General features: G+C 72.5%; 19 protein-coding genes. 11 read left to right on the forward strand and 8 right to left on the reverse strand.

Annotation, left to right across the window (positions count from 1 at the left end):
• Positions 1 to 14: 14 nt before the first annotated feature.
• On the reverse strand, positions 15 to 641 hold the full coding sequence (locus ACFVT2_RS05995; protein WP_390012677.1) for an ABC transporter permease: 627 nt from the start codon (positions 639 to 641) through the stop codon (positions 15 to 17).
• Positions 642 to 871: 230 nt separating this feature from the next.
• On the opposite strand from ACFVT2_RS05995, the gene ACFVT2_RS06000 reads away from it, so the two are divergent.
• Positions 872 to 1,330 carry a hypothetical protein gene (locus ACFVT2_RS06000; protein WP_390012679.1) on the forward strand — a complete coding sequence of 153 codons (459 nt, stop codon included), beginning with the start codon at positions 872 to 874 and terminating at the stop codon, positions 1,328 to 1,330.
• Between the two features lie 97 nt (positions 1,331 to 1,427).
• Positions 1,428 to 1,598 carry a hypothetical protein gene (locus tag ACFVT2_RS06005; RefSeq protein WP_390012681.1) on the forward strand — a complete coding sequence of 57 codons (171 nt, stop codon included), beginning with the start codon at positions 1,428 to 1,430 and terminating at the stop codon, positions 1,596 to 1,598.
• Positions 1,599 to 1,830: 232 nt separating this feature from the next.
• On the opposite strand, the gene adh is transcribed toward ACFVT2_RS06005, so the two are convergent.
• The 4 genes from adh to ACFVT2_RS06025 form a co-directional block, all read right to left on the reverse strand.
• On the reverse strand, positions 1,831 to 3,354 hold the full coding sequence (gene adh / locus ACFVT2_RS06010; protein WP_390012683.1) for an aldehyde dehydrogenase: 1,524 nt from the start codon (positions 3,352 to 3,354) through the stop codon (positions 1,831 to 1,833).
• 139 nt (positions 3,355 to 3,493) lie between these two features.
• Positions 3,494 to 4,780, reverse strand: a complete 1,287-nt coding sequence (locus ACFVT2_RS06015) for a GAF domain-containing protein (RefSeq protein WP_390012685.1) — start codon at positions 4,778 to 4,780, stop codon at positions 3,494 to 3,496.
• A gap of 112 nt (positions 4,781 to 4,892) precedes the next feature.
• Positions 4,893 to 5,930, reverse strand: a complete 1,038-nt coding sequence (locus tag ACFVT2_RS06020; protein ID WP_390012687.1) for a DUF6114 domain-containing protein — start codon at positions 5,928 to 5,930, stop codon at positions 4,893 to 4,895.
• Complete coding sequence (locus ACFVT2_RS06025) at positions 5,921 to 6,535, reverse strand: DUF6230 family protein (RefSeq protein ID WP_390012689.1); 615 nt, start codon at positions 6,533 to 6,535, stop codon at positions 5,921 to 5,923. The genes ACFVT2_RS06020 and ACFVT2_RS06025 overlap by 10 nt, the downstream gene beginning before the upstream one ends.
• A 144-nt stretch (positions 6,536 to 6,679) precedes the next feature.
• Between ACFVT2_RS06025 and ACFVT2_RS06030 the strand changes: the two genes are divergently transcribed.
• Positions 6,680 to 7,336: a TetR/AcrR family transcriptional regulator gene (locus ACFVT2_RS06030; RefSeq protein WP_390012691.1), complete on the forward strand. Its 657-nt coding sequence runs from the start codon at positions 6,680 to 6,682 to the stop codon at positions 7,334 to 7,336.
• Between the two features lie 140 nt (positions 7,337 to 7,476).
• On the opposite strand, the gene ACFVT2_RS06035 is transcribed toward ACFVT2_RS06030, so the two are convergent.
• A complete protein-coding gene (locus ACFVT2_RS06035) occupies positions 7,477 to 8,763 on the reverse strand; it encodes a glycoside hydrolase family 18 protein (RefSeq protein WP_390012693.1) in 1,287 nt (428 codons plus the stop codon).
• Between the two features lie 364 nt (positions 8,764 to 9,127).
• On the opposite strand from ACFVT2_RS06035, the gene ACFVT2_RS06040 reads away from it, so the two are divergent.
• Entirely contained in the window at positions 9,128 to 10,300 is a 1,173-nt protein-coding gene (locus ACFVT2_RS06040) for an acyl-CoA dehydrogenase family protein (RefSeq protein WP_390012695.1), read from the forward strand.
• 108 nt (positions 10,301 to 10,408) lie between these two features.
• Here the strand turns inward: ACFVT2_RS06040 and ACFVT2_RS06045 are convergent, their stop codons facing one another.
• On the reverse strand, positions 10,409 to 11,587 hold the full coding sequence (locus ACFVT2_RS06045; protein WP_390012697.1) for a pyridoxal-phosphate dependent enzyme: 1,179 nt from the start codon (positions 11,585 to 11,587) through the stop codon (positions 10,409 to 10,411).
• A gap of 173 nt (positions 11,588 to 11,760) precedes the next feature.
• On the opposite strand from ACFVT2_RS06045, the gene ACFVT2_RS06050 reads away from it, so the two are divergent.
• Both ACFVT2_RS06050 and ACFVT2_RS06055 read left to right on the forward strand, forming a co-directional pair.
• A complete protein-coding gene (locus ACFVT2_RS06050; protein ID WP_390012699.1) occupies positions 11,761 to 12,915 on the forward strand; it encodes a hypothetical protein in 1,155 nt (384 codons plus the stop codon).
• On the forward strand, positions 12,912 to 14,042 hold the full coding sequence (locus ACFVT2_RS06055; RefSeq protein ID WP_390012701.1) for a phosphotransferase family protein: 1,131 nt from the start codon (positions 12,912 to 12,914) through the stop codon (positions 14,040 to 14,042). Before ACFVT2_RS06050 ends, ACFVT2_RS06055 begins: the two co-directional genes overlap by 4 nt.
• A 25-nt stretch (positions 14,043 to 14,067) precedes the next feature.
• Here the strand turns inward: ACFVT2_RS06055 and ACFVT2_RS06060 are convergent, their stop codons facing one another.
• On the reverse strand, positions 14,068 to 14,493 hold the full coding sequence (locus ACFVT2_RS06060) for a hypothetical protein (protein ID WP_390012703.1): 426 nt from the start codon (positions 14,491 to 14,493) through the stop codon (positions 14,068 to 14,070).
• 213 nt (positions 14,494 to 14,706) lie between these two features.
• Between ACFVT2_RS06060 and ACFVT2_RS06065 the strand changes: the two genes are divergently transcribed.
• From ACFVT2_RS06065 to fxsA, 5 genes are all read left to right on the forward strand, one after another.
• Positions 14,707 to 15,147 carry an Lrp/AsnC family transcriptional regulator gene (locus tag ACFVT2_RS06065; RefSeq protein WP_390012705.1) on the forward strand — a complete coding sequence of 147 codons (441 nt, stop codon included), beginning with the start codon at positions 14,707 to 14,709 and terminating at the stop codon, positions 15,145 to 15,147.
• Positions 15,148 to 15,207: 60 nt separating this feature from the next.
• Positions 15,208 to 16,878 (forward strand): amidohydrolase, encoded by a 1,671-nt coding sequence (locus ACFVT2_RS06070; RefSeq protein ID WP_390012707.1) that lies wholly within the window; start codon positions 15,208 to 15,210, stop codon positions 16,876 to 16,878.
• A gap of 560 nt (positions 16,879 to 17,438) precedes the next feature.
• Entirely contained in the window at positions 17,439 to 19,100 is a 1,662-nt protein-coding gene (lnt, locus tag ACFVT2_RS06075) for an apolipoprotein N-acyltransferase (protein ID WP_390012709.1), read from the forward strand.
• The gene (locus tag ACFVT2_RS06080) at positions 19,097 to 19,852 is read left to right on the forward strand and encodes a polyprenol monophosphomannose synthase (RefSeq protein WP_390012711.1); all 756 of its coding nucleotides are present in this window, start codon (positions 19,097 to 19,099) and stop codon (positions 19,850 to 19,852) included. The genes lnt and ACFVT2_RS06080 overlap by 4 nt, the downstream gene beginning before the upstream one ends.
• Positions 19,853 to 19,886: 34 nt before the next feature.
• The gene (fxsA, locus tag ACFVT2_RS06085; protein WP_390012713.1) at positions 19,887 to 20,453 is read left to right on the forward strand and encodes an FxsA family membrane protein; all 567 of its coding nucleotides are present in this window, start codon (positions 19,887 to 19,889) and stop codon (positions 20,451 to 20,453) included.
• The last annotated feature ends 121 nt before the right edge of the window (positions 20,454 to 20,574 follow it).

The raw sequence follows: 20,574 nt of genomic DNA on the forward strand, positions 1-20,574 counted from the left end.
TCGTCATCCCTCCGTCATTCGGTGTCTGTGGTGATGGCCTTCAGCATCGGGATCTTCGCGGCCTGGCGCCCCGGCCAGAGAGAGGCGAGGACGCCGATCGCGGCGGTGGCGAGGAAGAAGAGGACCGCCCTGTCCCACGGGATGACGAGGGGGACGCCTTCCTGGCCGAGGACGGCCGCCGCGCCGATCGCGCTGCCGGCGATGAGACCCAGTGCGGAGCCGAGGAGGGAGATGGTGACCGATTCGAGCCGCAGGACGGAGCCGATGCCTCGGCGGTCCAGGCCGAGAGCCCGTAGTACGCCGATCTCCCGGACGCGTTCGAAGACGGCCATGCCCATGGTGTTGACCACCCCGAGGGCCCCGATCAGCACGGTGACGCTGAGCATGGCGTACATGATGTTCAGGAGCGGGGCGGCCCTGGCAGCGGCCGCCGCCCTTACATCGGTGCGGTCCTGTACGAGGAGCGCGGGGTTGTCCAGGGTGCGCCGGATCTCCTGCCGGAGCGCGACCGTGCGGCCGTGGGCGGTGTTGACCAGGACGGATTCGACACGCGGCCGGTGCTCGGTGTCGGCGGTGTGCGGCAGCGCCTTGTCGGAGAGGAGGACGGGAGCCAGGGCGCCCGAGCCGTCGTAGATCGCCACGATGGGCAGGCTGGTCTTCGTGCCCGAGCCGTTTGAGCGTCCCGGTGACGCGGGAGCCGAGCCGCCAGCCGTGGGCGGTGGCCGTCTTCTCGGAGACGGCGATGCCGCCGTGGTCGAGTCGGTCCAGCGAGCCCTCTCGGACGGTGACTGCCGCCAGGCGTTGCACCGTCGCGGGGTTGACGGCGCTCGCCGGCAGGGAGTTGCCGCCGGAGACGTCGAAGTAGGTGTGGATGACCGGGGTGACGGCCTCGGCGTCCGCGAGCCGTGCCACGCGGGCGGCGGTGTCGTCGCCGATCTCGGCGAAGTCGACGGCCGTGATGCGCAGGTCCGAGGTCATGGAGCGGTCGGCGTCCTGGTCATCCATGCGGTTCACCGAGGAGACGACCACGGTGCCGGCGGTGATCACCGCGAGACCGACCATGAGGGTGGTCGCGGTGGCCGCCGTTCGCCGTGGATTGCGGCGGGCGTTCTCCACGGCGAGCTTGCCGCGGATGCCTGCCAGCCGGGTCAGCGGGGAGCGCAGCAGCCCGGTGACGCCCAGAGCGAGCAGCGGGGTGAGGACGATCAGTCCGATCAGGAGGATGGGTACGGCGCCGAAGAGGAGGTTCTGGCTGCCGACGGCGGCAGCGACCAGCAGGGCGCCGAACGCGGTGAACGGCCAGGCCGATGGCGTTGCGGCGGCGCAGTGAGGCGGCGGTGGGGGGCTCGCTGGTGCGCAGCGCCGCCACGGGCGGTACGGCCGCCGCTCGGCGGGCCGGCAGGTACGCGGACAGTACGGTGACGCCGATGCCGACCGCGAACGCCGCGACGAGCGGTGTGACGGAGAGGATCTGCAACGGGGCACTCGGCCCTCCGGTGACGCCGAACAGCCTGCTCAGCAGCGCCGCCGCCCGCAACCGGGTCGAGATCGCCGCCTGGGCCTGGGAGAACGGGATCTGCACCGGCGGCCGGGACTGACAGTTCCTACGGTGCCTGTGCGGCGACGACCCTGCGGAACAGCGCCTGGACCGCCACGGTGACATCGTCGGAGGAGCCGTGGTGGCAGGGCCCGGCGTAGGCATGGGTGAAGGTGATACAGCTCGTGGCAGGAAAAGGGAGTTACAACGTAAACCCGGGCTCTGCTCTGAGCGGGTCGCACGGAAGGCGCCTGACGGGCAAATGCCCAGGTCAGGCGCCTTCTTTCGGGCCGTTAGAAGAAGCCGAGCTTCTTCGGCGAGTACGACACCAACAGGTTTTTCGTCTGTTGGTAGTGGTCCAGCATCATCTTGTGGGTTTCGCGGCCGATGCCGGACTGTTTGTAGCCGCCGAAGGCGGCGTGGGCGGGGTAGGCGTGGTAGCAGTTGGTCCATACCCGGCCGGCCTGGATGGCGCGGCCCGCGCGGTAGGCGGTGGAGCCGTCGCGGGTCCAGACGCCGGCGCCGAGGCCGTAGAGGGTGTCGTTGGCGAGGGTGATCGCCTCGTCGAAGTCGCTGAACGGGGCCACGGCCACGACCGGGCCGAAGATCTCCTCCTGGAAGATCCGCATGTCGTTGTTGCCCTCGAAGATGGTCGGGCGGACGTAGTAGCCGCCCTCCAGTTCGCCGCCCAGCTCGGCCCGGGTGCCGCCGGTCAGGACCTTGGCACCTTCTTTCTGGCCGATGTCGAAGTAGGAGAGGATCTTCTCCAACTGGTCGTTGGATGCCTGGGCGCCGATCATGGTGTCGGTGTCGAGGGGGTGGCCCTGGACGATCTTCTCGGTGCGGGACACGCCGGCCGCCAGGAAGTCCGCGTAGTGACCGCGTTGGATCAGCGCACGGGACGGGCAGGTGCACACCTCGCCCTGGTTGAGGGCGAACATGGTGAAGCCTTCGAGGGCCTTGTCCTGGAAGTCGTCCGCGGCGTGGGAGACGTCGTCGAAGAAGATGTTGGGGCTCTTGCCGCCCAACTCCAGGGTCACCGGCCGCAGATGCTCGGACGCGTACTGCATGATCAGCCGGCCGGTGGTGGTCTCACCGGTGAAGGCGATCTTGGCGACCCGGGGGCTGGACGCCAGGGGTTTGCCCGCCTCGACGCCGAAGCCGTTGACGATGTTGACGACGCCCGGCGGCAGCAGATCGGCGATCAGGCTCATCAGGAAGTGAATCGAGGCGGGGGTCTGTTCGGCGGGCTTGAGCACCACCGTGTTGCCGGCGGCCAGCGCCGGCGCCAGCTTCCAGGTCGCCATCAGGATCGGGAAGTTCCAGGGGATGATCTGGCCGACCACCCCGAGCGGCTCGTGGAAGTGGTAGGCGACGGTGTCCTCGTCGATCTCCGAGAGGGTGCCCTCCTGGGCGCGGACCGCGCCCGCGAAGTAGCGGAAGTGGTCGATGGCGAGCGGGATATCGGCGGCCAGCGTCTCCCGTACGGGCTTGCCGTTCTCCCAGCTCTCGGCGACCGCCAGCGCCTCCAGGTGGTGTTCCATCCGGTCGGCGATCTTGTTGAGCACGGCGGCGCGGTCCGCCGCGGAGGTGCGGGCCCATCCGGGGGCGGCGGCGTGCGCCGCGTCCAGGGCGCGTTCGACGTCCTCGGCCGTACCGCGGGCGACCTCGGTGAACGGCTGTCCGTTGATCGGCGTCGGATTCTCGAAGTACCGGCCCTGGGCGGGCGCGACGAACTCACCGCCGATCCAGTGGTCGTAGCGGGGCTGATAGCTCATCACGGCATCGGCGGAACCGGGGTTCGCATAACGTGCCATGGGGCGGCCTCCCAATTGATCGCGCGGCGCGGCCCGCCGCTCCCGTGCGGCGGGCGGTGGGGGGAGGCTAGGGCGGCGAAGGTTGCGCGAACGTTGCGCGGGGGAGTGGGGGCGCGGGGCCGGTGGCCGGGCCGTGGCATCAGCGCGTGGCGACCCCCGTGCGGGCGGGGCTGCCGACGGTCAGGCCGTACTCGGTGCGCAGCCGCCCGGCCGCCGCGACGGACGCGGTGCGCGCCGGGGAACGCTCCGGAAGGGCGTCCACCAGGGCCTCCCGGATCTCCAAGTCGTGCTCGCCCCAGGGGGTGAGCGACCAGGCGCGTAGCTGGTCCGGGTCGGCGGCGGTGAGCAGCGCCCGGCGCATCCGGTCCTCCAGTGCGGTGCGCAGCCGGCGGATGCCGGGGGCCTCGGACGAGGGCAGGAGCGGGCCGCGGTAGGTGTCTAACGCCAGGGTTAGGTGATGGTTCGTCAAGTCTCTTTGTGCGGAGGAGAGATCGGACTCCACCGGGGCGCTCAGGCGGTAGGGGCGGGAGTGCAGCAGTGGGCCGACCAGTTGCCGTAGTCGGGACAGCTCGGCGCGCAGGGTGACCGGGCGTATTTCCCGCTCGCCGTAGAGCAGTACCGCGAGCTGATCGCCCGTCAGCCCGGCCGGGTGGTGGGCCAGCAGCACCATGATCTCGCTGTGTCGGCGGCCCAGGCGCAGCCGCTCGCCGTTGCGCACCAGCAGTGCCTCGTCGCGGCCGAGCGCCGTCAGGAAGTTTCCCCACTCCCTTGTGGAGTCGGTCAGATGCGACTCGGCGGCACGTGCGGTGGCCTGCACCAGGGCGAGGCTGTGCGGGTTGGCGAGATGGTCGCCGCCGGTGATGTCCACGGCGCCCAGCAGGCGCCCGGTCCGCAGGTCGTGCAGGGGGGCGGCGGAGCACGTCCAGGGCTGCACCCGGCGGTTGTAGTGCTCGGTGGCGAAGATCTGGACGGCGTGGTCGGCGGCGAGTGCGGTGCCCGGTGCGTTGGTGCCGGCGTGGGGTTCGTCCCAGCGGGCGCCGATGACGAAGTTCATCTGTTCGGCGCGGCGCAGCACTCCGCGGTGCCCCTCCACCCACAGTAGTCGCCCCTGCGGATCGCAGACCGCCAGCAGATGCGCCCCGTCCTGGGCGATGGTGCCCAGCAGTTCCCGGAAGACCGGCATCGCCCGGGCCAGCGGATGCGCCTCGCGGTAGCTGTGGAGTGCGGCCTCGTCGAGTTCGACGGGGACCTCACCGTCCGGTGCGGCGCAGGCCCGTGCCGAGCGGCGCCAGGAGTCGGCGACCACCTGTCGGACCGGCGGCGCCACCGTCCCGTCGGTGAGGAACGCCTCGTGCGCCCGGCGCACCGTGCGGATGCGTTCGCCCGGGTCGGCGCCCGCTTCCATCGCCAGCCAAGGGTTGACCACGCGTCACCTCTCTGTTGCGGCTCCTGCCCCGTACGCCGATGGTGCTCATACCGGCCGGGGGCGTAAACCCCGCGTCGGGCATCCCGGCTCAACTGCCGCCGGTGGAGCCGGCTCAACCGCCGTCCGCGGTGCCGCCCGCCTGGAGCCGCAGGCCGTCCGCCACGATCAGGTCCGAGGTCACCAGGGCCTGCTCGGCGGTCACCCGCGTCATGTAGACGAACGGCGGGACGACCGGCGGAACGGGGAGGGTGTCGGGGGTGAAGGTGAGGCAGAGCACCCCCTCGATGCAGCCGCTGAACTTGGTGAGGTAGAGGGTCACCGCGCCCTTGAGGTTCAACGCATCGGCGTTCAGGCGGAGTTGGGGGCCCTGGCGGTCGTGGGTGGTGAGGCGGTAGTCGGTCAGCGAGGCCGCCTTCATGTGCAGCACCATCACCTTCAGCGGTCCGGTGGTGGTGGGGACGGTGGTGACGCCGGCCAGGGTGAATCCCTGGGGGGCGAAGCGGGTGGTGGTCACGGTCGGTGTGACGGGGGGTGCCGGGGTGCTGGTCGCGCCGGCCCGCTGTGCCGGGCCGCCGAGGGCGGTGAGCAGGGCGATCGGCAGGCCGACGGCGAGTGCCTTGCTGCCGGTGCCGCGACGGGGCGGCGTACGGTCCGCCGGGGCCGCTCCGGTCGGTCCGGTCGGTCCGGCGCCGTCGGGATGCGGGTCCGGCGGCGCCGCGGCCGGCCCGGCGGGCTCCGTGGCGTCCCGCACCGGCGTCCACCCGAATCCCAACGCGCTGCCTGCGATCCCCAGTCCCATCCCCACCAGGAACCCACCGAGATTGGTCGCGGCGAACGAGAGCACCGACAGGATCAGCGCATTGATGCTCACGTAGTGGTGTGCGGCCGGCGTGCACCACAGGAACACCCCGGCCACCATCAACGCCAGTCCGATGCCGAGCGCGGCCAGTCCGCCCAGTCCCAGGCTGACCAGGACGGCCAGTGGGGACAGCGGCACCAGCAGCAGTTCGGCCCCGCCCAGCAGGAGCAGCAGCCCGGCCCAGAACGGCCGGGTCCGCCGCCACCGCCGGAACGCCGCCCGCCGCTCCGGCCAGGGCAGCGCCCGGTCCAGCCTGGCGCCCCACCGCGCCCGGCGCGCGCTCAGAAACACCTCGTGCCGTCCAGGCTGACGCTCACCCGTAGTCCCTTGAGGCGGAAGTTGCCGCCGGTGGCGGACCAGGCGTGCGATTTGACACCGGCCACCTCGATGTTGCCGGCCTGGAGTCCGAACTTCCCGCGTGGGCCCTTGACCCCCGGCACCGAGTCGAGCGTGCCGGCGTCCCGGCCGATCTGGGCGGTGCCGAACCGGGCGTCGCCGACCAGGTCCTCCCCGTCGATGATGAGGCTGTCGGCGCGCACCGGCCCGGCCCGGCCCCCCGCGGTCAGCTTGAACACCACCGTTCCCACCGGTGTCTTGACCTGCGCGGCCTGGCAGATGTCGGTCAGGTCGGCCTTGCCGATGCCCAGGAGGGCGACCGGGTGGCCGCGGTCGTCGGTGTCGCGGTCGGTGTGCACGTACGAGGCGAGACCGGAGCTGGTCAGCTTGCCCGACGCGACCTGGAAGTTGGTGCCGGACACCGCGAACGAGGCGGCCAGGGCGCCCTGGGCCATTGCGGTGGCCAGTGCGCCCACGGCGATGACGGCCGGCACCGCCACCGCCGCGGTCTTCTTCCAGGAGGTGCGCCCTTCGGGCGCCCTGCCGTTCGGTGTGCTCACTGCGTCCTCCCCGGGGCAGCGGTCGAATGCGCGAGGGAAGTGCTTCATGGAGCTGTCCGCGGGGGCCCGCCGCAAACCGGAATGCGTAAATGACGTTCTGTCATACTGCGCAAAATTCTTGGCAGTTGGAGACTAGGGCGGATTTTGAATAAGAGTCAACAGCGCGGACACGCGGCCTCGCGGAGCGACCGCGGCACCGCGCGGTACCAGGCACGTCGCGCCGAACTGATAGCCACCGGAAAGAAGCTGTTCGCCGACACCTCGTACGACGCGCTGTCGATGGACGACATCGCGCGCCAGGCCGGGGTCGCCAAGGGCCTGATCTACTACTACTTCACCAACAAGCGCGGCTACTACTTAGCGATCATCGAGGACGCGGTGGCCGAACTCGTCGAGCGCGCCGGCAGCACCCACGACCTACCGCCCGTCGAACGCGTCCGGCGCACCGTCGACGGCTATCTGCGCTACGCCCAGCACCACCAGGCCGCCTACCGCACGATCGTCACCGGCGGGGTCGGTTTCGACGCCGAGGTGCTGGCCATCCGCGCCAGCGTCCGGGCCCGGCTGCTCGGCACCATCGCGCGGGGTGCCTGGGACCGGGCGGAGATCCCGCCGCTCGCCCGTACGGCGCTGACCGGCTGGCTCTCCAGCGTCGAGGGCGTCACCCTCGACTGGATCGAGGAGCAGGAGTTGCCGCGCGAGACCGTGGTGTCGCTGCTGGTCCGCGGGCTGGGCGACACCCTCCGCCTGATCGAGGAGTACGAGCCGGACTGTCCGGCGCCGCCCCGGCCACCAGCCTGACGAAGCGTCAATTGTCGCCTGTACAGGGGCCAGGCACGGCCGAGCGGGCGGGAAGCCGTCGCCTTCCGCCCGCTCGGGTTCCCCCGTTTCTCCATGCGGTCCTTCGGCGGGGCGGTGCCCCGTGGTCGCCGTGGTCGCGGCTACTTGATGGCGTTGATCAGCTCGCCGTCCGGGGTGTCCCCGCTCAGCTCCCAGAAGAACGTCCCGGCCAGTCCCTGGGCGTCCTTGTAGGCCATCTTGGTGCCGATGGTCTGCGGGGTGTCGTAACTCCACCACTGGTCACCGCACTTGGCGTACGCGGTGCCGCCCACGGTGCCGGTGGCCGGGCAGCGGCTCTTGATCACCTTGTAGTCGTCGATGCCCGCCTCGTACTTGCCGGGCGCCGCGCCGGTCGCGGTGCCGCCCGGCGCGTCCTGGGTGACGCCGGACCAGCCGCGGCCGTAGAAGCCGATGCCCAGCAGCATCTTGTCCGCCGGCACGCCGAGCTTCTTGAGCTTGGCGATGGTGTCGGTGGTGTTGAACCCGGCCTTCGGTATGCCGTCGTACGACGTCAGCGGGGAGTGCGGGGCGGTCGGTCCCTTGGCGTCCCACGCGCCGAAGTAGTCGTAGGTCATCGGGTCGTACCAGTCGACGTACTGCGCCGCGGCCCCGTAGTCGGTGGCGTCCATCTTGCCGCCGTCCGAGGCGTCCGCGGTGATCGCCGCGGTCACCAGGCTGCTCTGGCCGAACTTCTCCCTCAGCGCCTTGAGGACCCCCGTGAAGGCGTCCTTGCCGCTGGTGTCGCAGGACAGGCCGCAGGCGTTGGGGTACTCCCAGTCGACGTCGATGCCGTCGAAGACGTCGGCCCAGCGCTTGTCCTTGACCAGGTCGTAGCAGGACTGGGCGAACGCCGCGGGGTTCTTGGCGGCCTCGCCGAACCCGCCCGACCAGGTCCAACCACCGAACGACCACAGCACCTTGAGGTTGGGGTGCAGCTTCTTGAGCTTGCGCAGCTGGTTGAAGTTGCCGCGCAGGCCGTTCGGGTCGTCCCAGGTGTCGGCCTTGCCGTCGACGCTCTGGTCGGCGGTGAACGCCTTGTCGTAGTCGGCGTAGGAGTCGCCGATGGCGCACTTGCCGCCCTGGACGTTGCCGAACGCGTAGTTGATGTGTGTCAGCTTGGCCGCGGAGCCGGAGGTCTCGATGTTCTTGACCTGGTAATTGCGGTCGTAGATGCCCCAGTTGGTGAAGTACCCGACGACCTTGTTGCCGGCCGCGGTGGTCTGGGAAGCGGTGGTCCGGGCCGCGGTGACCGGATGGGTGGCGGTGGAGGGCGACGGGTGGGCGGAGGCGGAGCCGGCGAAGAGGGTGCCGGCCAGGGCCGCGGTACACAGGGCGGTCGCGGCGGCGATCAGCTGCCGCGGCGCTCGCATCCGGTGCGGTCTGAGCATGTCGTCTCCTCGGAGGGGGGCGAGGGTGGAGCATGGCGGCGTTCCGGCCCACATGCCTGCCGAATTGGCATGAACGCGCGGAACGTTGGGGGAGAAGTTAGAAGGACTAGACCACTGCGTCAATGGTTCGGACCAATTTCCCGGTGGTGCTGCCGACCCGTCTCGCGGTCCGGATCCGCACGGCGATTGATGATCAACCCGTGACGTCGGGCCGCCGATCGGGCATACTCCTAGCGCCACAGCCGCAGGTCATCGCCTTCCGAGACCCGGAACGCGATCATCGGCGAGGCACGACGGAATCCGGCGCCGCCGCCCACCCCATGCGCGCGTCGCCGCAGCGCCCGAAAGGGAGGAGAGCGCCGCCATGACCGAGTACGTCCCCCCGCCGGTGGACCGCAGGCTGCCCACCGAGGAGGCCCGCGATCTGATGGCCCTGGTACGGGAACTCGCCGAGCGCGAGATCCGGCCAACCGCCGCGGAAGAAGAGGAAGCCGGTCGCTTCCCCCGCGCCCTGTTCACCCTGCTCTCCGAATCCGGCCTGCTGTCGCTCCCGTACGCCGAGGAATTCGGCGGCGGTGATCAGCCCTACGAGGTCTACCTCCAGGTCCTGGAGGAGCTCGCGGCCGCCCGGCTCACCGTCGGCCTCGGCGTCAGCGTCCACACCCTGGCCTGTCACGCGCTCGCCGGTTACGGCACCAAGGAGCAGCGCGCCGAGCACCTCCCGGCCATGCTCGGCGGCGGTCTGCTCGGCGCCTACTGCCTCTCCGAGCCCGCCGCCGGCTCCGACGCCGCCTCCCTGACCACCCGCGCCACCCGGAGCGGTGACACCTGGACGCTGGAGGGCACCAAGGCATGGACCACCCACGGCGGGGTGGCCGACTTCTACACCGTGCTGGCCCGTACCGGCGACAGCGGCGCCCACGGCATCACCGCCTTCCTCGTGCCCGGTGACGCCGAGGGGCTCAACCCGGCCAAGCCCGAGCGCAAGATGGGCATGAAGGGCTCCCCGACCGCGCAGCTGCACTTCGACGGGGTCCAGGTGCCCGACTCCCGCCGCATCGGCGAGGAGGGCCAGGGCTTCTCGATCGCCCTCTCCGCCCTGGACTCCGGCCGCCTCGGCATCGCCGCCTGCGCCATCGGCATCGCCCAGGCGGCGCTGGACGAGGCCCTCGCCTACACCACCGGGCGCCGCCAGTTCGGCCGACCGGTCGCCGACTTCCAGGGCCTGCGGTTCATGCTCGCGGACATGGCGACCCAGGTGGAGGCGGGCCGGGCGCTGTACCTCAGCGCCGCCCGGCTGCGCGACGCCGGCCTGTCGTTCTCCAAGGAGGCGGCGATGGCCAAGCTGTTCTGCACGGACACCGCGATGCGGGTCACCACCGACGCCGTCCAGCTGCTCGGCGGCTACGGCTACACCCTCGACTTCCCGGCCGAACGCTATATGCGCGAGGCCAAGGTGCTGCAGATCGTCGAGGGCACCAACCAGATCCAGCGGATGGTGATCGCCCGGCACCTCGCGGGTCCCGAGTCGCACTGAGCCGCCGGGGGCGGGGCCGGCCGGTGCCCCGCTCCACCGGCCGTTCCGTACGACCGCCGACGGCCTTCGCCCGCTCCCGCACCGCCCGCTCCCGCACCGCCCGTGCCCTCAGCGGACGTCCCCTCCGGTCACCGCCCCGAGCTCCTTCATCCCGGTGGCCGTCCCGATCGCCACCACCACGGCGCCCGGCGCGGTCACCAGATCGCGGGCCGCCGCCACCGCGACCGCGGACGACGGTTCCAGCAGCAGCCCCTCCGCGGCCAGCCGCCGGTATTCGGCCATGGTCACCTCGTCGTCCACCGCCACCGCGGTACCGCCGGTGCGCCACAGGGCGTCGAGCCCCTGCCAGCACGGCCGCTGCTCACCCAGCGAGAACGCCACCGTCGGGCCCGGGTCCACCTGGGTCCGCTCCTGCTCGGCCCGGTCGGAGCGGCGCAGCGCGGCGGTGAACGGCGCCGCCGGCGCGGCCTCCGCGGCCACCAGTCGCGGCACCTCGGCGATCAGCCCGGCCGCCGCCAACTCCCGGAAACCACGGGCGATTCCGGCCAACAGATCGGCCCGGCTGGTGGGCACCACCACCGCATCGATCCGCCGCCCCGCGAAGTCCCGCGCCAGCTCGTGCGCGACCGACTTGTAGCCCTCGTTGGCGTACGGGTTCCCGCCCGGCGACGGCGCCGAGAAGCTGGTCAGCGGGTACCACCCGTGCTGCGCGACGGCCTCGGCCATCGCCGCGTTGCGCTCCGCCGTGCTGCCCCTGTGCACCACCCGCTCGGCCCCCAGCGCGTCGATCTGCGCCCGGAGCCCGGCCGGTACCCCGTCGGTGGTGAACACCACGCAGCGCAGTCCGGCCCGGGCGGCGTAGGCCGCGGCCGCCGCCCCCGCATTGCCCGAGGACGCCGCGACGACGGTGTCCGCACCGGCCGCCAGCGCCGCCGCCACCCCCACGGACATCGCCCGGTCCTTGTGCGACCCGGTCGGATTGCCGCCCTCGTATTTCAGCCACAACTCGCCTGCGCCAGTGGGTGGTTCAGGTGCCTCCGGCGGCGCGGTGCGCAACCGCACGACGGGCGTGTTCCCCTCGCCGAGGGTGACCGGCGGGCCGGACACCGGCAGCGCCGCCGGCCAGCCCCAGGGGCCGCCCGGGTACGCCGCGAGGTCCAGGCCGGTCAGATCCGCCAGCGGGGGTGGGGTGTTGACGCCGATGCCGTCGCGGGCGCAGGGCGAGCAGCCGGTGAAGCCTTCCGCGGCGCGGCCGCAACGCGGGCATTGCAAGGGGGCAGGGGGCATCGTCGTCGCTCCTGGGGTCGGGGCCGGGCCACGGTGGACGAGCGTGACGGTAACAGGCGTAATGCTGCTGTGCCACCTACATTTCCCGGAGGTGTGGCCGCTCGCCACTATCTGACGTACCGTCAATTCCTCGTTTCCCGGTGATCCCCGTGCGACCGCGCCCAGGAGGGACCGTGTCCGACCGCCCGATCCCGCTCGACGAATACCCGATCCACCAGGCCCCGCTCTCCATGCGGCAGGTGGCCACCAGCGACCGCAACGCCTACGACCGCTGCATCTTCCACGTCCTGGACCACACCGGCCGCGCCCTGCTCATCGCCGGCCTCGGGGTCTACCCCAACACCGGCGTCATCGACGCCTACGCCACCCTCCGCCTCGGCGACCGGCTGCACGCCGTCCGCGCCTCCGACGCGCTCACCGACGACCGCCTGGCGCTCACCGTCGGCCCGCTCACGATCACCGTCGAGGAACCCCTGCACCGCCTCCGGCTCACCTGCGACCCCGACCCCGCCGACCCGGACGGCCTCTCCTACGACCTGACCTGGACCGCGTCCTTCCCCGCCGCCTGGGAACCGCACCACACCCAGCACCGCGGCGGCCGGCTGATCCTGGAGGGCCGCCGCTTCGTCCAGGCCGGCACCTGCACCGGCACCCTCCGCGCGGCCGGCGAACAACTCACCGTCACCCCGGGGGAGTGGACCGGCACCCGGGACCGTAGTTGGGGCGTGCGCCCGATACCCGGCGAGGACGGCGGCCGGGCCGCCGCCGAGTCGCCGACCGAGGGGTTCCACTGGATCTGGTGCCCGGTCCGCTTCGACGACCGGTTCGTCATGGTCATCCTCCAGGAGGACGCCGACGGCCACCGCACCCTCAACGAGGCGCTGCTGGTCCGCGACGGCGCCCCCGACCGGCAACTGGGCTGGCCGTACGCCGACATCAGCTACCGCCCCGGCACCCGCCACCCCGAACGCGCCGTCCTCCACCTCACCGACCCCGGCCGCAAACCCCTCGAACTCACCGCCGAGATCCTCACCTCCTCGCCACTCGCCCTCGGCGCGGGCTACCCACCCGCCGACGACTGGCAGCACGGCACCTGGCAGGGCCGCGGCTGGACCGACCGACGCGTCTACGACCTCTCCGACCCGACCGCCCACCGGCTCGCTGCCTACGGCGTCACCGACCACGCCGCCCGCTTCACCCTCGACGGCCGCACCGGCTACGGCATCTTCGAACACGGCAGCTTCGGCCGCCACGACCCCAGCGGCTTCACCGGCTACGACTCCGTCGCCCCGGACCGCAACCGCCGCCCCGGAGAGGCCGCCCGATGAGTGCCGCGCCGCGCCCCCGCACCACCACCCGCGACCCCGAAGAGCTCACCCGGCGGCTCTCCGCCTGGCTCGCCACCCTCCCCCAAGCTCTCGACTCCGCTCGAACAGGGGGGACCCCCATCCCGGCGCCCCGCGTCACCGCGGCCACCGTGCCCGCCTCCAACGGCATGTCCAGCGAGACCCTGCTTTTCGACATCGACCACCCGGACCTGGGCGTCCGCTCCTGCGCCCTCCGGCTCGCCGCCGACCCCGCGGCGTACACGATCTTCCCGCGCTACGACATGCCCCGGCAGTACCGCACCATGGAACTGGTCGCGGACCGCACCGACCTGCCGGTGCCCCGCACCCTCTGGCTGGAGGAGGACCCGGCGCACCTCGGCGCCCCGTTCTTCGTCATGGCCCGCGCCACCGGCCGGGTGCCGCCCGACGTCATGCCCTATACCTACGAGGGGAGTTGGCTGCACGACGCGACCGACGCCGAACGCGACCGGCTGGAGGCGGCGAGCGTCTCCGTCCTCGCCCGCCTGCACGACCAACTCCCGGCCACATCGGCGGAGTTCCTCGCACTACCCGGCGCCGGCACCCCCCTGCGCCGCCACGTCGACGCCCAACACGCCTACTACACCTGGGTCGTTGACGGCCTCCCGCGCTCCCCGCTCATCGAGCGCGGCTTCGCCTGGCTCGCCGACCACTGGCCCGAGGACCCCGGCGGCACGGTACTCACCTGGGGCGACGCCCGGATCGGCAACATCGTCTACGACGGCTTCGAACCGACCGCGGTCCTCGACTGGGAGATGGCCGCCCTCGGCCCCCGCGAACTCGACCTGGGCTGGATGATCTACCTCCACCGCTTCTTCCAGGACCTCACGGAGTCCAGCGGCCAGCCCGGACTGCCCGACCTCCTGCGCCGCGACCGCGTCGAGAGCCGCTACGCCCACCTGACCGGGCACCAACCCCGCGCGATGGAGTTCCACACCCTCTACGCGGCCCTGCGGCACGCCATCGTGATGCTCAGGGTGGCCTACCGCCAGGTCCACTTCGGTGAGCAGTCGGTCCCGGCCGACGCCGACGGGCTGATCCTGCACCGGGACACGTTGGAGGCGATGCTCGCCGGCCGCTACTGGTGAACCGCCGCGGCCGGCGTCCGGAACGTCAGCTCCGGCGGCGTGCGCGGGGCACCCGGGCCGGCCGCTCACCCGGCCCGCCGGGGTGCGAGAACGGCTGGCGACGCCAGTCCAGGCCCTCAGGGAGCGTCAACAAGATGGCCGCGTCCTGCTCCTGGGCGTCCATCATGTCGTCGGTGTCCGGGGCGTCGGCCGCCGGCCGGCCGGAGCCCTGGCACACCGTCAGCGCGAACGGGTTCCACGGCGAGGGGCACAGCGCGTGCTCCGGAAGCGTGTCCTCGTCCACCAGCAGCGCGATCGGCTGCCCGCAGTCCGGGCAGCTCACGCGGTAGATCTCGTAGGTGTCGAAGGGATCGTCCGCAACCTCCTCGACCGGGAAGCCGAAACTGTCGCCCTCCTCGGCGCCGACCTGGGCTGCGGCGGATTCCTGCTTCAGGCGTCGCATGATGTCCATCCCCCTCGGGTGGGCCACTCGGACCGCTGAATTCGTTCGTGTGACCGGCGGTCTCGGCCAACAGCAGCAATGCCCTTCATGCCGGGCGCATAATCGCCGACGCCCCCCGGACCCGGCGTCACGGGTGTGGCATTCCTCACACGACCCGGTGCTCAGGCGTCCACGATCCGGCGCGCGCTGCGCACACGCGCCCGCGCACAGTAGGTTGAGCGGGTGGAGGAGTTGGACCGACAAATCGTGGATCTGCTCGTCAAGGACGGGCGGATGAGCTACACCGACCTGGGCAAGGCCACCGGCCTGTCCACCTCGGCGGTGCACCAACGGGTGCGCCGCCTGGAACAGCGCGGGGTGATCCGCGGCTACGCCGCCATCGTCGACCCCGAGGCCGTGGGCCTGCCGCTCACCGCCTTCATCTCGGTCAAACCCTTCGACCCCAGCGCCCCCGACGACATCGCCGACCGGCTGTCCGAGGTCCCCGAGCTGGAGGCGTGCCACAGTGTCGCCGGCGACGAGAACTACATCCTCAAGGTCCGGGTCGCCGCCCCACTGGAGCTGGAGCACCTGCTCACCCGCATCCGCAGCCTGGCCGGCGTCTCCACCCGCACCACGGTGGTGCTCTCCACCCCCTACGAGGCCCGCCCGCCCCGGATCTGACCGTCCGGGAGACGACCCCCGTGCGCCGGGCACCCCCGCACAGGGGCGAGACTGTCCGGTATGAGCGAGCGCAACCCGGACAGTTCCGATCAGCACCCCTCCCGCACCGTTCTCCTGCGGGGCGGTGAGGTGCACAGCCCCGCCGATCCCTTCGCCACCGCGATGGTCGTCGAGGGCGACCGGATCGCCTGGGTCGGCGAGGAGGGCGCCGCCGACTCCTTCGCCGACGGCGTCGACGAGATCGTCCACCTCGACGGTGCGCTGGTCACCCCCGCGTTCACGGACGCACATGTGCACACCACGGCCACCGGGCTGACCCTCACCGGCCTGGACCTCTCCGGCGCCCCCACCCTGACCGACGCCCTGGATCGGATCCGCCGGTACGCCGCCGGCCGCCCCGCCGGCGGCGTGCTGCTCGGCCACGGCTGGGACGCCAGTGCCTGGCCCGAGGGCCGCCCGCCGTCCCGCGCCGAGCTGGACGCCGCCGCCGGCGGCCGTCCCCTCTACCTCACCCGCGTCGACGTGCACTCCGCGGTCGTCACCACCGCCCTGCTCGACCTGGTCCCGGGCATCCGCGAACGCGCCGGCTTCCACCCCGACGCACCGCTCACCGGCGACGCCCACCACGCCGTCCGGGCCGCCGCGTACGCCACCGTCACCCCCGCCCAGCGCGCCGAGGCCCAGGCCGCCGCACTGGCCCGGGCCGCCGCGCTCGGCATCGGCACCGTTCACGAGTGCGCCGGTCCGGAGATCTCCAGCGAGGACGACTTCACCGCACTGCTCGCCCTGGCCGCCGAAGGCACCGGCCCGCGCGTCATCGGCTACTGGGCCGAACTCATCGCATCCGCAAAGGACGCCGACCGGATCCGGGAACTCGGCGCGCACGGCGCCGCCGGCGACCTCTTCGCCGACGGCTCGCTCGGCTCGCACACCGCCCACCTGCACGCCCCCTACGCCGACGCACCCCCTGGCTGCGCCGGGGGGACCCACACCGGCACCGCGCACCTCGACCGCGACGACGTCGCCGCCCACGTCGCCGCCTGCACCGAGGCCGGTCTCCAGGCCGGCTTCCACGCCATCGGCGACGCCGCCCTGACCACCGTCACCGACGGCGTCCGGGCCGCCGCCGACCGGGTCGGCCTGGCCCACGTCCGAGCCGCCCGGCACCGGGTCGAGCACGCCGAGATGCTCACCGACGCCACCATCACCGCCTTCGCCGAGCTGGCCCTCACCGCCTCCGTGCAGCCCGCCTTCGACGCGGCCTGGGGCGGCACCGACGGGATGTACGCCACCCGCCTCGGCGCCGACCGGGCCGCCGGCCTCAACCCCTACGCCGCCCTCCTCAAGGCCGGCGTCCCGCTCGCCCTCGGCTCCGACAGCCCGGTCACCCCGCTCGACCCCTGGGGCACCGTGCGCGCCGCCGTCTTCCACCGCACCCGCGCCCACGGCATCTCCGCCCGCGCCGCGTTCACCGCCCACACCCGCGGCGGCTGGCGCGCCATCGGCCGCGACGACGCCGGCGTCCTGGTGCCCGGCGCCCCCGCCGACTACGCGGTCTGGCGGACCGGCGACCTGATCGTCCAGGCCCCCGACGAGCGCGTCGAGCGCTGGTCCACCGACCCCCGCTCCGGCACCCCGGGCCTGCCCGATCTCACCCCCGGCAACGACCTCCCGCGCTGCCTGCGCACGGTCGTCGGCGGCCGGACGGTCTTCGACCGGCCGATCGAGTGACATCGCAGGTGCCGGTGGTGCCGGACCCCGTGCCCGAACCTGCCTGCCCTACCTGGGAAGGCTCGGCACTGACCTGGGACGACGCGAAAACGACGCAGGCGGAGGGACTGTTGACAGCAGGCGCCGGTCGGCCGGTAGGTTCGGCCGAGTCCACCACAGGACGTCCGACCGGGAGACCTCCGCGCAGCCGTCGAACGCAACTGGGCCATGGGGCGGCGAGCCATCCGGCACACCGCCACTGGGAGCCAGGTCCAGCGCCAGGGCGATGGCGAGGTTGGTCGGCAGGTGCGACCCGGGTGGGGCCCGGCGCTCAGTAGACAACGGCTCTCGGTCGACCCGCAGCCAGCGGATCCCAGGCCGGCCCGAAGGGCGCCGGGCCCCGATCCGCACCCCGCGCCGCCCCCGCCCACCCCGCGGAAGCCGCTGCCACGCGCCCCCCGGCCCTCCCGTCGCCCGGCCCGCGCGATCCGCGTGCGGTCCCCACACCCCACCCCCGCACCCCCGGCCCTCCGATGTACGGTCAGCTGACAACCGGACGACCTGCAGGAAGGCCCGCGACCGTGCCATCGGGTTCCGACACCACCGCCGCAGCCGTGCGCGGCACCGCACCCGACGGCCCGGCGCCGTCCACCGTGACCGGCGCCGCCCGCCCCGGACGGGCCCGCCGGCTGGCCGCCCTGGCCCGCCGCGAGGCGTTGCGCACCGCCCTCGCGGTCGCCGCCGGCCTCGCCCTCGGCTTCGCCTTCCCGCCGTACGATCTGTGGCCGTTGTCCCTGGTCGCGGTGGGCGCGCTGGCGCTGCTGACCCACGGCCGCCGGGCCCGCCAGGGCGCCTGGACCGGCTTCGTGTTCGGGCTGCCGTTCTTCCTGCTCCTGCTGAAGTGGCTGCACGTGGTCGGCTGGGACGCGGTGGTGGGCCTGTCCCTCGCCGAGTCGCTGTTCGTCGTGCTGCTGGGTGCGGGGCTGGCGCTCACCTCCCGGCTGCCCGGCTGGCCGCTGTGGGGCGCGTGCCTGTGGGTCGCCCAGGAATGGGCCCGGGACCGGTTGCCGTTCGGGGGCTTCCCCTGGGGCCGGCTGGCCTTCGCCAACACCGGTTCGCCGTTCACCCCGCTCGCCGCGCTCGGCGGCGCCCCGCTGGTGACCTTCGCCGTCGCGCTGGCCGGTGCGCTGCTGGCCGCCTCCGCGGCCGCCCTGTGGGGGATGCGCCGGGGCGGCGGTGCGCGTGCACTGGTGCGGACGCTGGAGGCGTTCGGGCTGGCCGCCGCGGTCACCGTGGCCGGCCTGGCGGTCCCGATCCCGACCAAGGCCGACGACACCGTCCGGATCGCGGTGGTGCAGGGCAACGTCCAGAAGCCCGGTATGGACTTCCTGGGCCGCCCGATGAAGATCCTGGACAACCACGCCACCGCCACCGAGAAGCTCGCCGACGACGTCCGCAACCACCGCGTGCCCAAGCCGGACCTGGTCATCTGGCCGGAGAACTCCTCCGACCTGGACCCCTTCCAGTTCCCACAGGCGTACGACCGGATCGACGAGGCGGTGAAGGCGATCGGCGTGCCGGTCCTCGTCGGTGCCCTGGTCGACCATCCGACCAAGCCCGGCTACGTCTTCAACGAGGGCATCGTCTGGGACCCCAAGACCGGTCCGGGCGCCTCGTACACCAAGCAGCACCCGGTGCCGTTCGGCGAGTACGTGCCGTTCCGGGACCAGCTCAGCAAGATCATCACGCGGTTCAAGCGGGTGCCCCGCGACTTCTACCCGGGCGACCACACCGGTCTGCTGAAGGTCGGCCCGGCCCGACTCGGCGACGTCATCTGCTTCGAGGTCGCCTACGACGAGATCGTCCATGACACCGTCCGGTCGGGAGCCCGGGCGCTGGTCATCCAGACCAACAACGCCACCTACGGGCGCACCGGCCAGCCCGAGCAGCAGCTCGCGATGTCCAAGCTGCGGGCCGTCGAGCACGGCCGGGCCGTGGTCACCGCGGCCACCAGCGGGATCAGCGCGGTGGTCGCCCCGGACGGGACCGTTACGCACCAGATTCCCGAATTCACCCAGGGTGTGGTCTCGGCCCGCATCCCCCTGCGCGACGAAACGACGCTCGCTGACCGCGTTGGAGCGGCTCCCGAGTGGGTGCTCGCTATCGTGGGCCTCCTGTCCTGCGGGGCCGCCGTCATCGCCGGCCGGCGCAGGCGAACGAAGGACGAGAAGGGACAGCAGTGACAGACGGTCAGCGGCAGTACGGACCGCTCGGCAGCACGTTGGTGATCATTCCGACGTACAACGAGGCGGAGAACATCAAGCCGATCGTCTCGCGGGTGCGGTCTGCCGTCCCCGAGGCGCACGTCCTGATCGCGGACGACAACAGTCCGGACGGCACCGGCAAACTCGCCGACGAACTGGCCGCCGAGGACGACAAGGTCCACGTCCTGCACCGCAAGGGCAAGGAGGGGCTGGGCGCCGCCTACCTCGCCGGCTTCCGCTGGGGCATCGACAACGGCCACGGCGTACTGGTCGAGATGGACGCCGACGGCTCCCACCAGCCCGAGGAGCTGCCCCGGCTGCTCACCGCCCTCAAGGGCGCCGACCTGGTGCTCGGCTCCCGCTGGGTGCCCGGCGGCCGGGTGGTGAACTGGCCCAAGTACCGCGAGCTCCTCTCCCGCGGCGGCAGCACCTACTCCCGCGTCATGCTGGACGTCCCGATCCGCGACGTCACCGGTGGCTTCCGCGCCTTCCGGGTGGAGACGCTGAATGGCCTGGGCCTGGACGAGGTGGCCTCCCAGGGCTACTGCTTCCAGGTCGACCTGGCCCGGCGGGCCGTCCAGGCCGGCTACCACGTCGTCGAGGTCCCGATCACCTTCGTCGAGCGGGAGCTGGGCGACAGCAAGATGAGCCGCGACATCGTCGTGGAGGCGCTCTGGCGGATCACGGCCTGGGGCGTCGGTTCCAAGGTGAGCAAGATCCGCGGCCGCTGATCCCCGGGCGGGCCGGGCCAGGCACACTGGTGGCATGACGTTCGGAGCCACGCCACCGCCGAGTCCCCGCCCGCCCCGCTCGCGCGCCCGCCGGTTCGTCCCGTTGGGCGTCGCCGCCTGGATGGTGCTGGAGATCTGGCTGTTGACGGTGGTCGCCGGCGCCACCAACGGCCTGACGGTCTTCCTGCTGCTGCTCGCCGGGGTGCTCGTCGGCGGCGCGGTGATCAAGCGGGCCGGCCGCCGTGCCTGGCGCAACCTCACCGGCGCCCTACAGACCGGCGGCACCCCCGAGGCCCCCCGCGAGACCAGCTCCGGAGGCACCGGCAACACCCTCCCGATGATCGGCGGGCTGCTGCTGATGCTGCCGGGCCTGCTCTCGGACGTGCTCGGGCTGCTCTGCCTCCTCCCGCCGACCGGGCGGCTGATCCTGCGCGGCGCCGACAAGCTGCTGACCCGGCCGGGCTTCACCCCCGGGTCCTTCAGCGACGCCTACCAACAGGCGCGCATGCACCGCCCGGACGGCAAGGTCGTCCAGGGCCAGGTGATCCACCCCGACGACCCGCCGGCCACCCGCCGCCAGGATCCGCCGCTCACCCGCTGACACCGCGCCGCACCGACCCGGGCCGGGCGCGCTCAGCGCCCGGCCCGGACCGGTGCGGCGGCCACGTACGGCGATGTACGACCACGCACGGCAAGGGCCGGTGCCACCGCTAGTGCTGTGG

The sequence above is a fragment of the Streptomyces sp. NPDC058000 genome, assembly GCF_042886435.1.
GTDB lineage: Bacteria > Actinomycetota > Actinomycetes > Streptomycetales > Streptomycetaceae > Streptomyces.

Excerpts from the sequence above, each read along its gene's own strand:
- ACFVT2_RS06000 (WP_390012679.1), top strand. The coding sequence starts at position 872 with ATGACCGGGGTGACGGCCTCGGCGTCCGCGAGCCGTGCCACGCGGGCG.
- ACFVT2_RS06070 (WP_390012707.1), top strand. The coding sequence starts at position 15,208 with ATGAGCGAGCGCAACCCGGACAGTTCCGATCAGCACCCCTCCCGCACC.
- fxsA (WP_390012713.1), top strand. The coding sequence starts at position 19,887 with ATGACGTTCGGAGCCACGCCACCGCCGAGTCCCCGCCCGCCCCGCTCG.
- ACFVT2_RS06040 (WP_390012695.1), top strand. The coding sequence starts at position 9,128 with ATGACCGAGTACGTCCCCCCGCCGGTGGACCGCAGGCTGCCCACCGAG.
- ACFVT2_RS06055 (WP_390012701.1), top strand. The coding sequence starts at position 12,912 with ATGAGTGCCGCGCCGCGCCCCCGCACCACCACCCGCGACCCCGAAGAG.
- ACFVT2_RS06005 (WP_390012681.1), top strand. The coding sequence starts at position 1,428 with ATGCCGACCGCGAACGCCGCGACGAGCGGTGTGACGGAGAGGATCTGC.
- adh (WP_390012683.1), bottom strand. The coding sequence starts at position 3,354 with ATGGCACGTTATGCGAACCCCGGTTCCGCCGATGCCGTGATGAGCTAT.
- ACFVT2_RS06045 (WP_390012697.1), bottom strand. The coding sequence starts at position 11,587 with ATGCCCCCTGCCCCCTTGCAATGCCCGCGTTGCGGCCGCGCCGCGGAA.
- ACFVT2_RS06035 (WP_390012693.1), bottom strand. The coding sequence starts at position 8,763 with ATGCTCAGACCGCACCGGATGCGAGCGCCGCGGCAGCTGATCGCCGCC.
- ACFVT2_RS06060 (WP_390012703.1), bottom strand. The coding sequence starts at position 14,493 with ATGGACATCATGCGACGCCTGAAGCAGGAATCCGCCGCAGCCCAGGTC.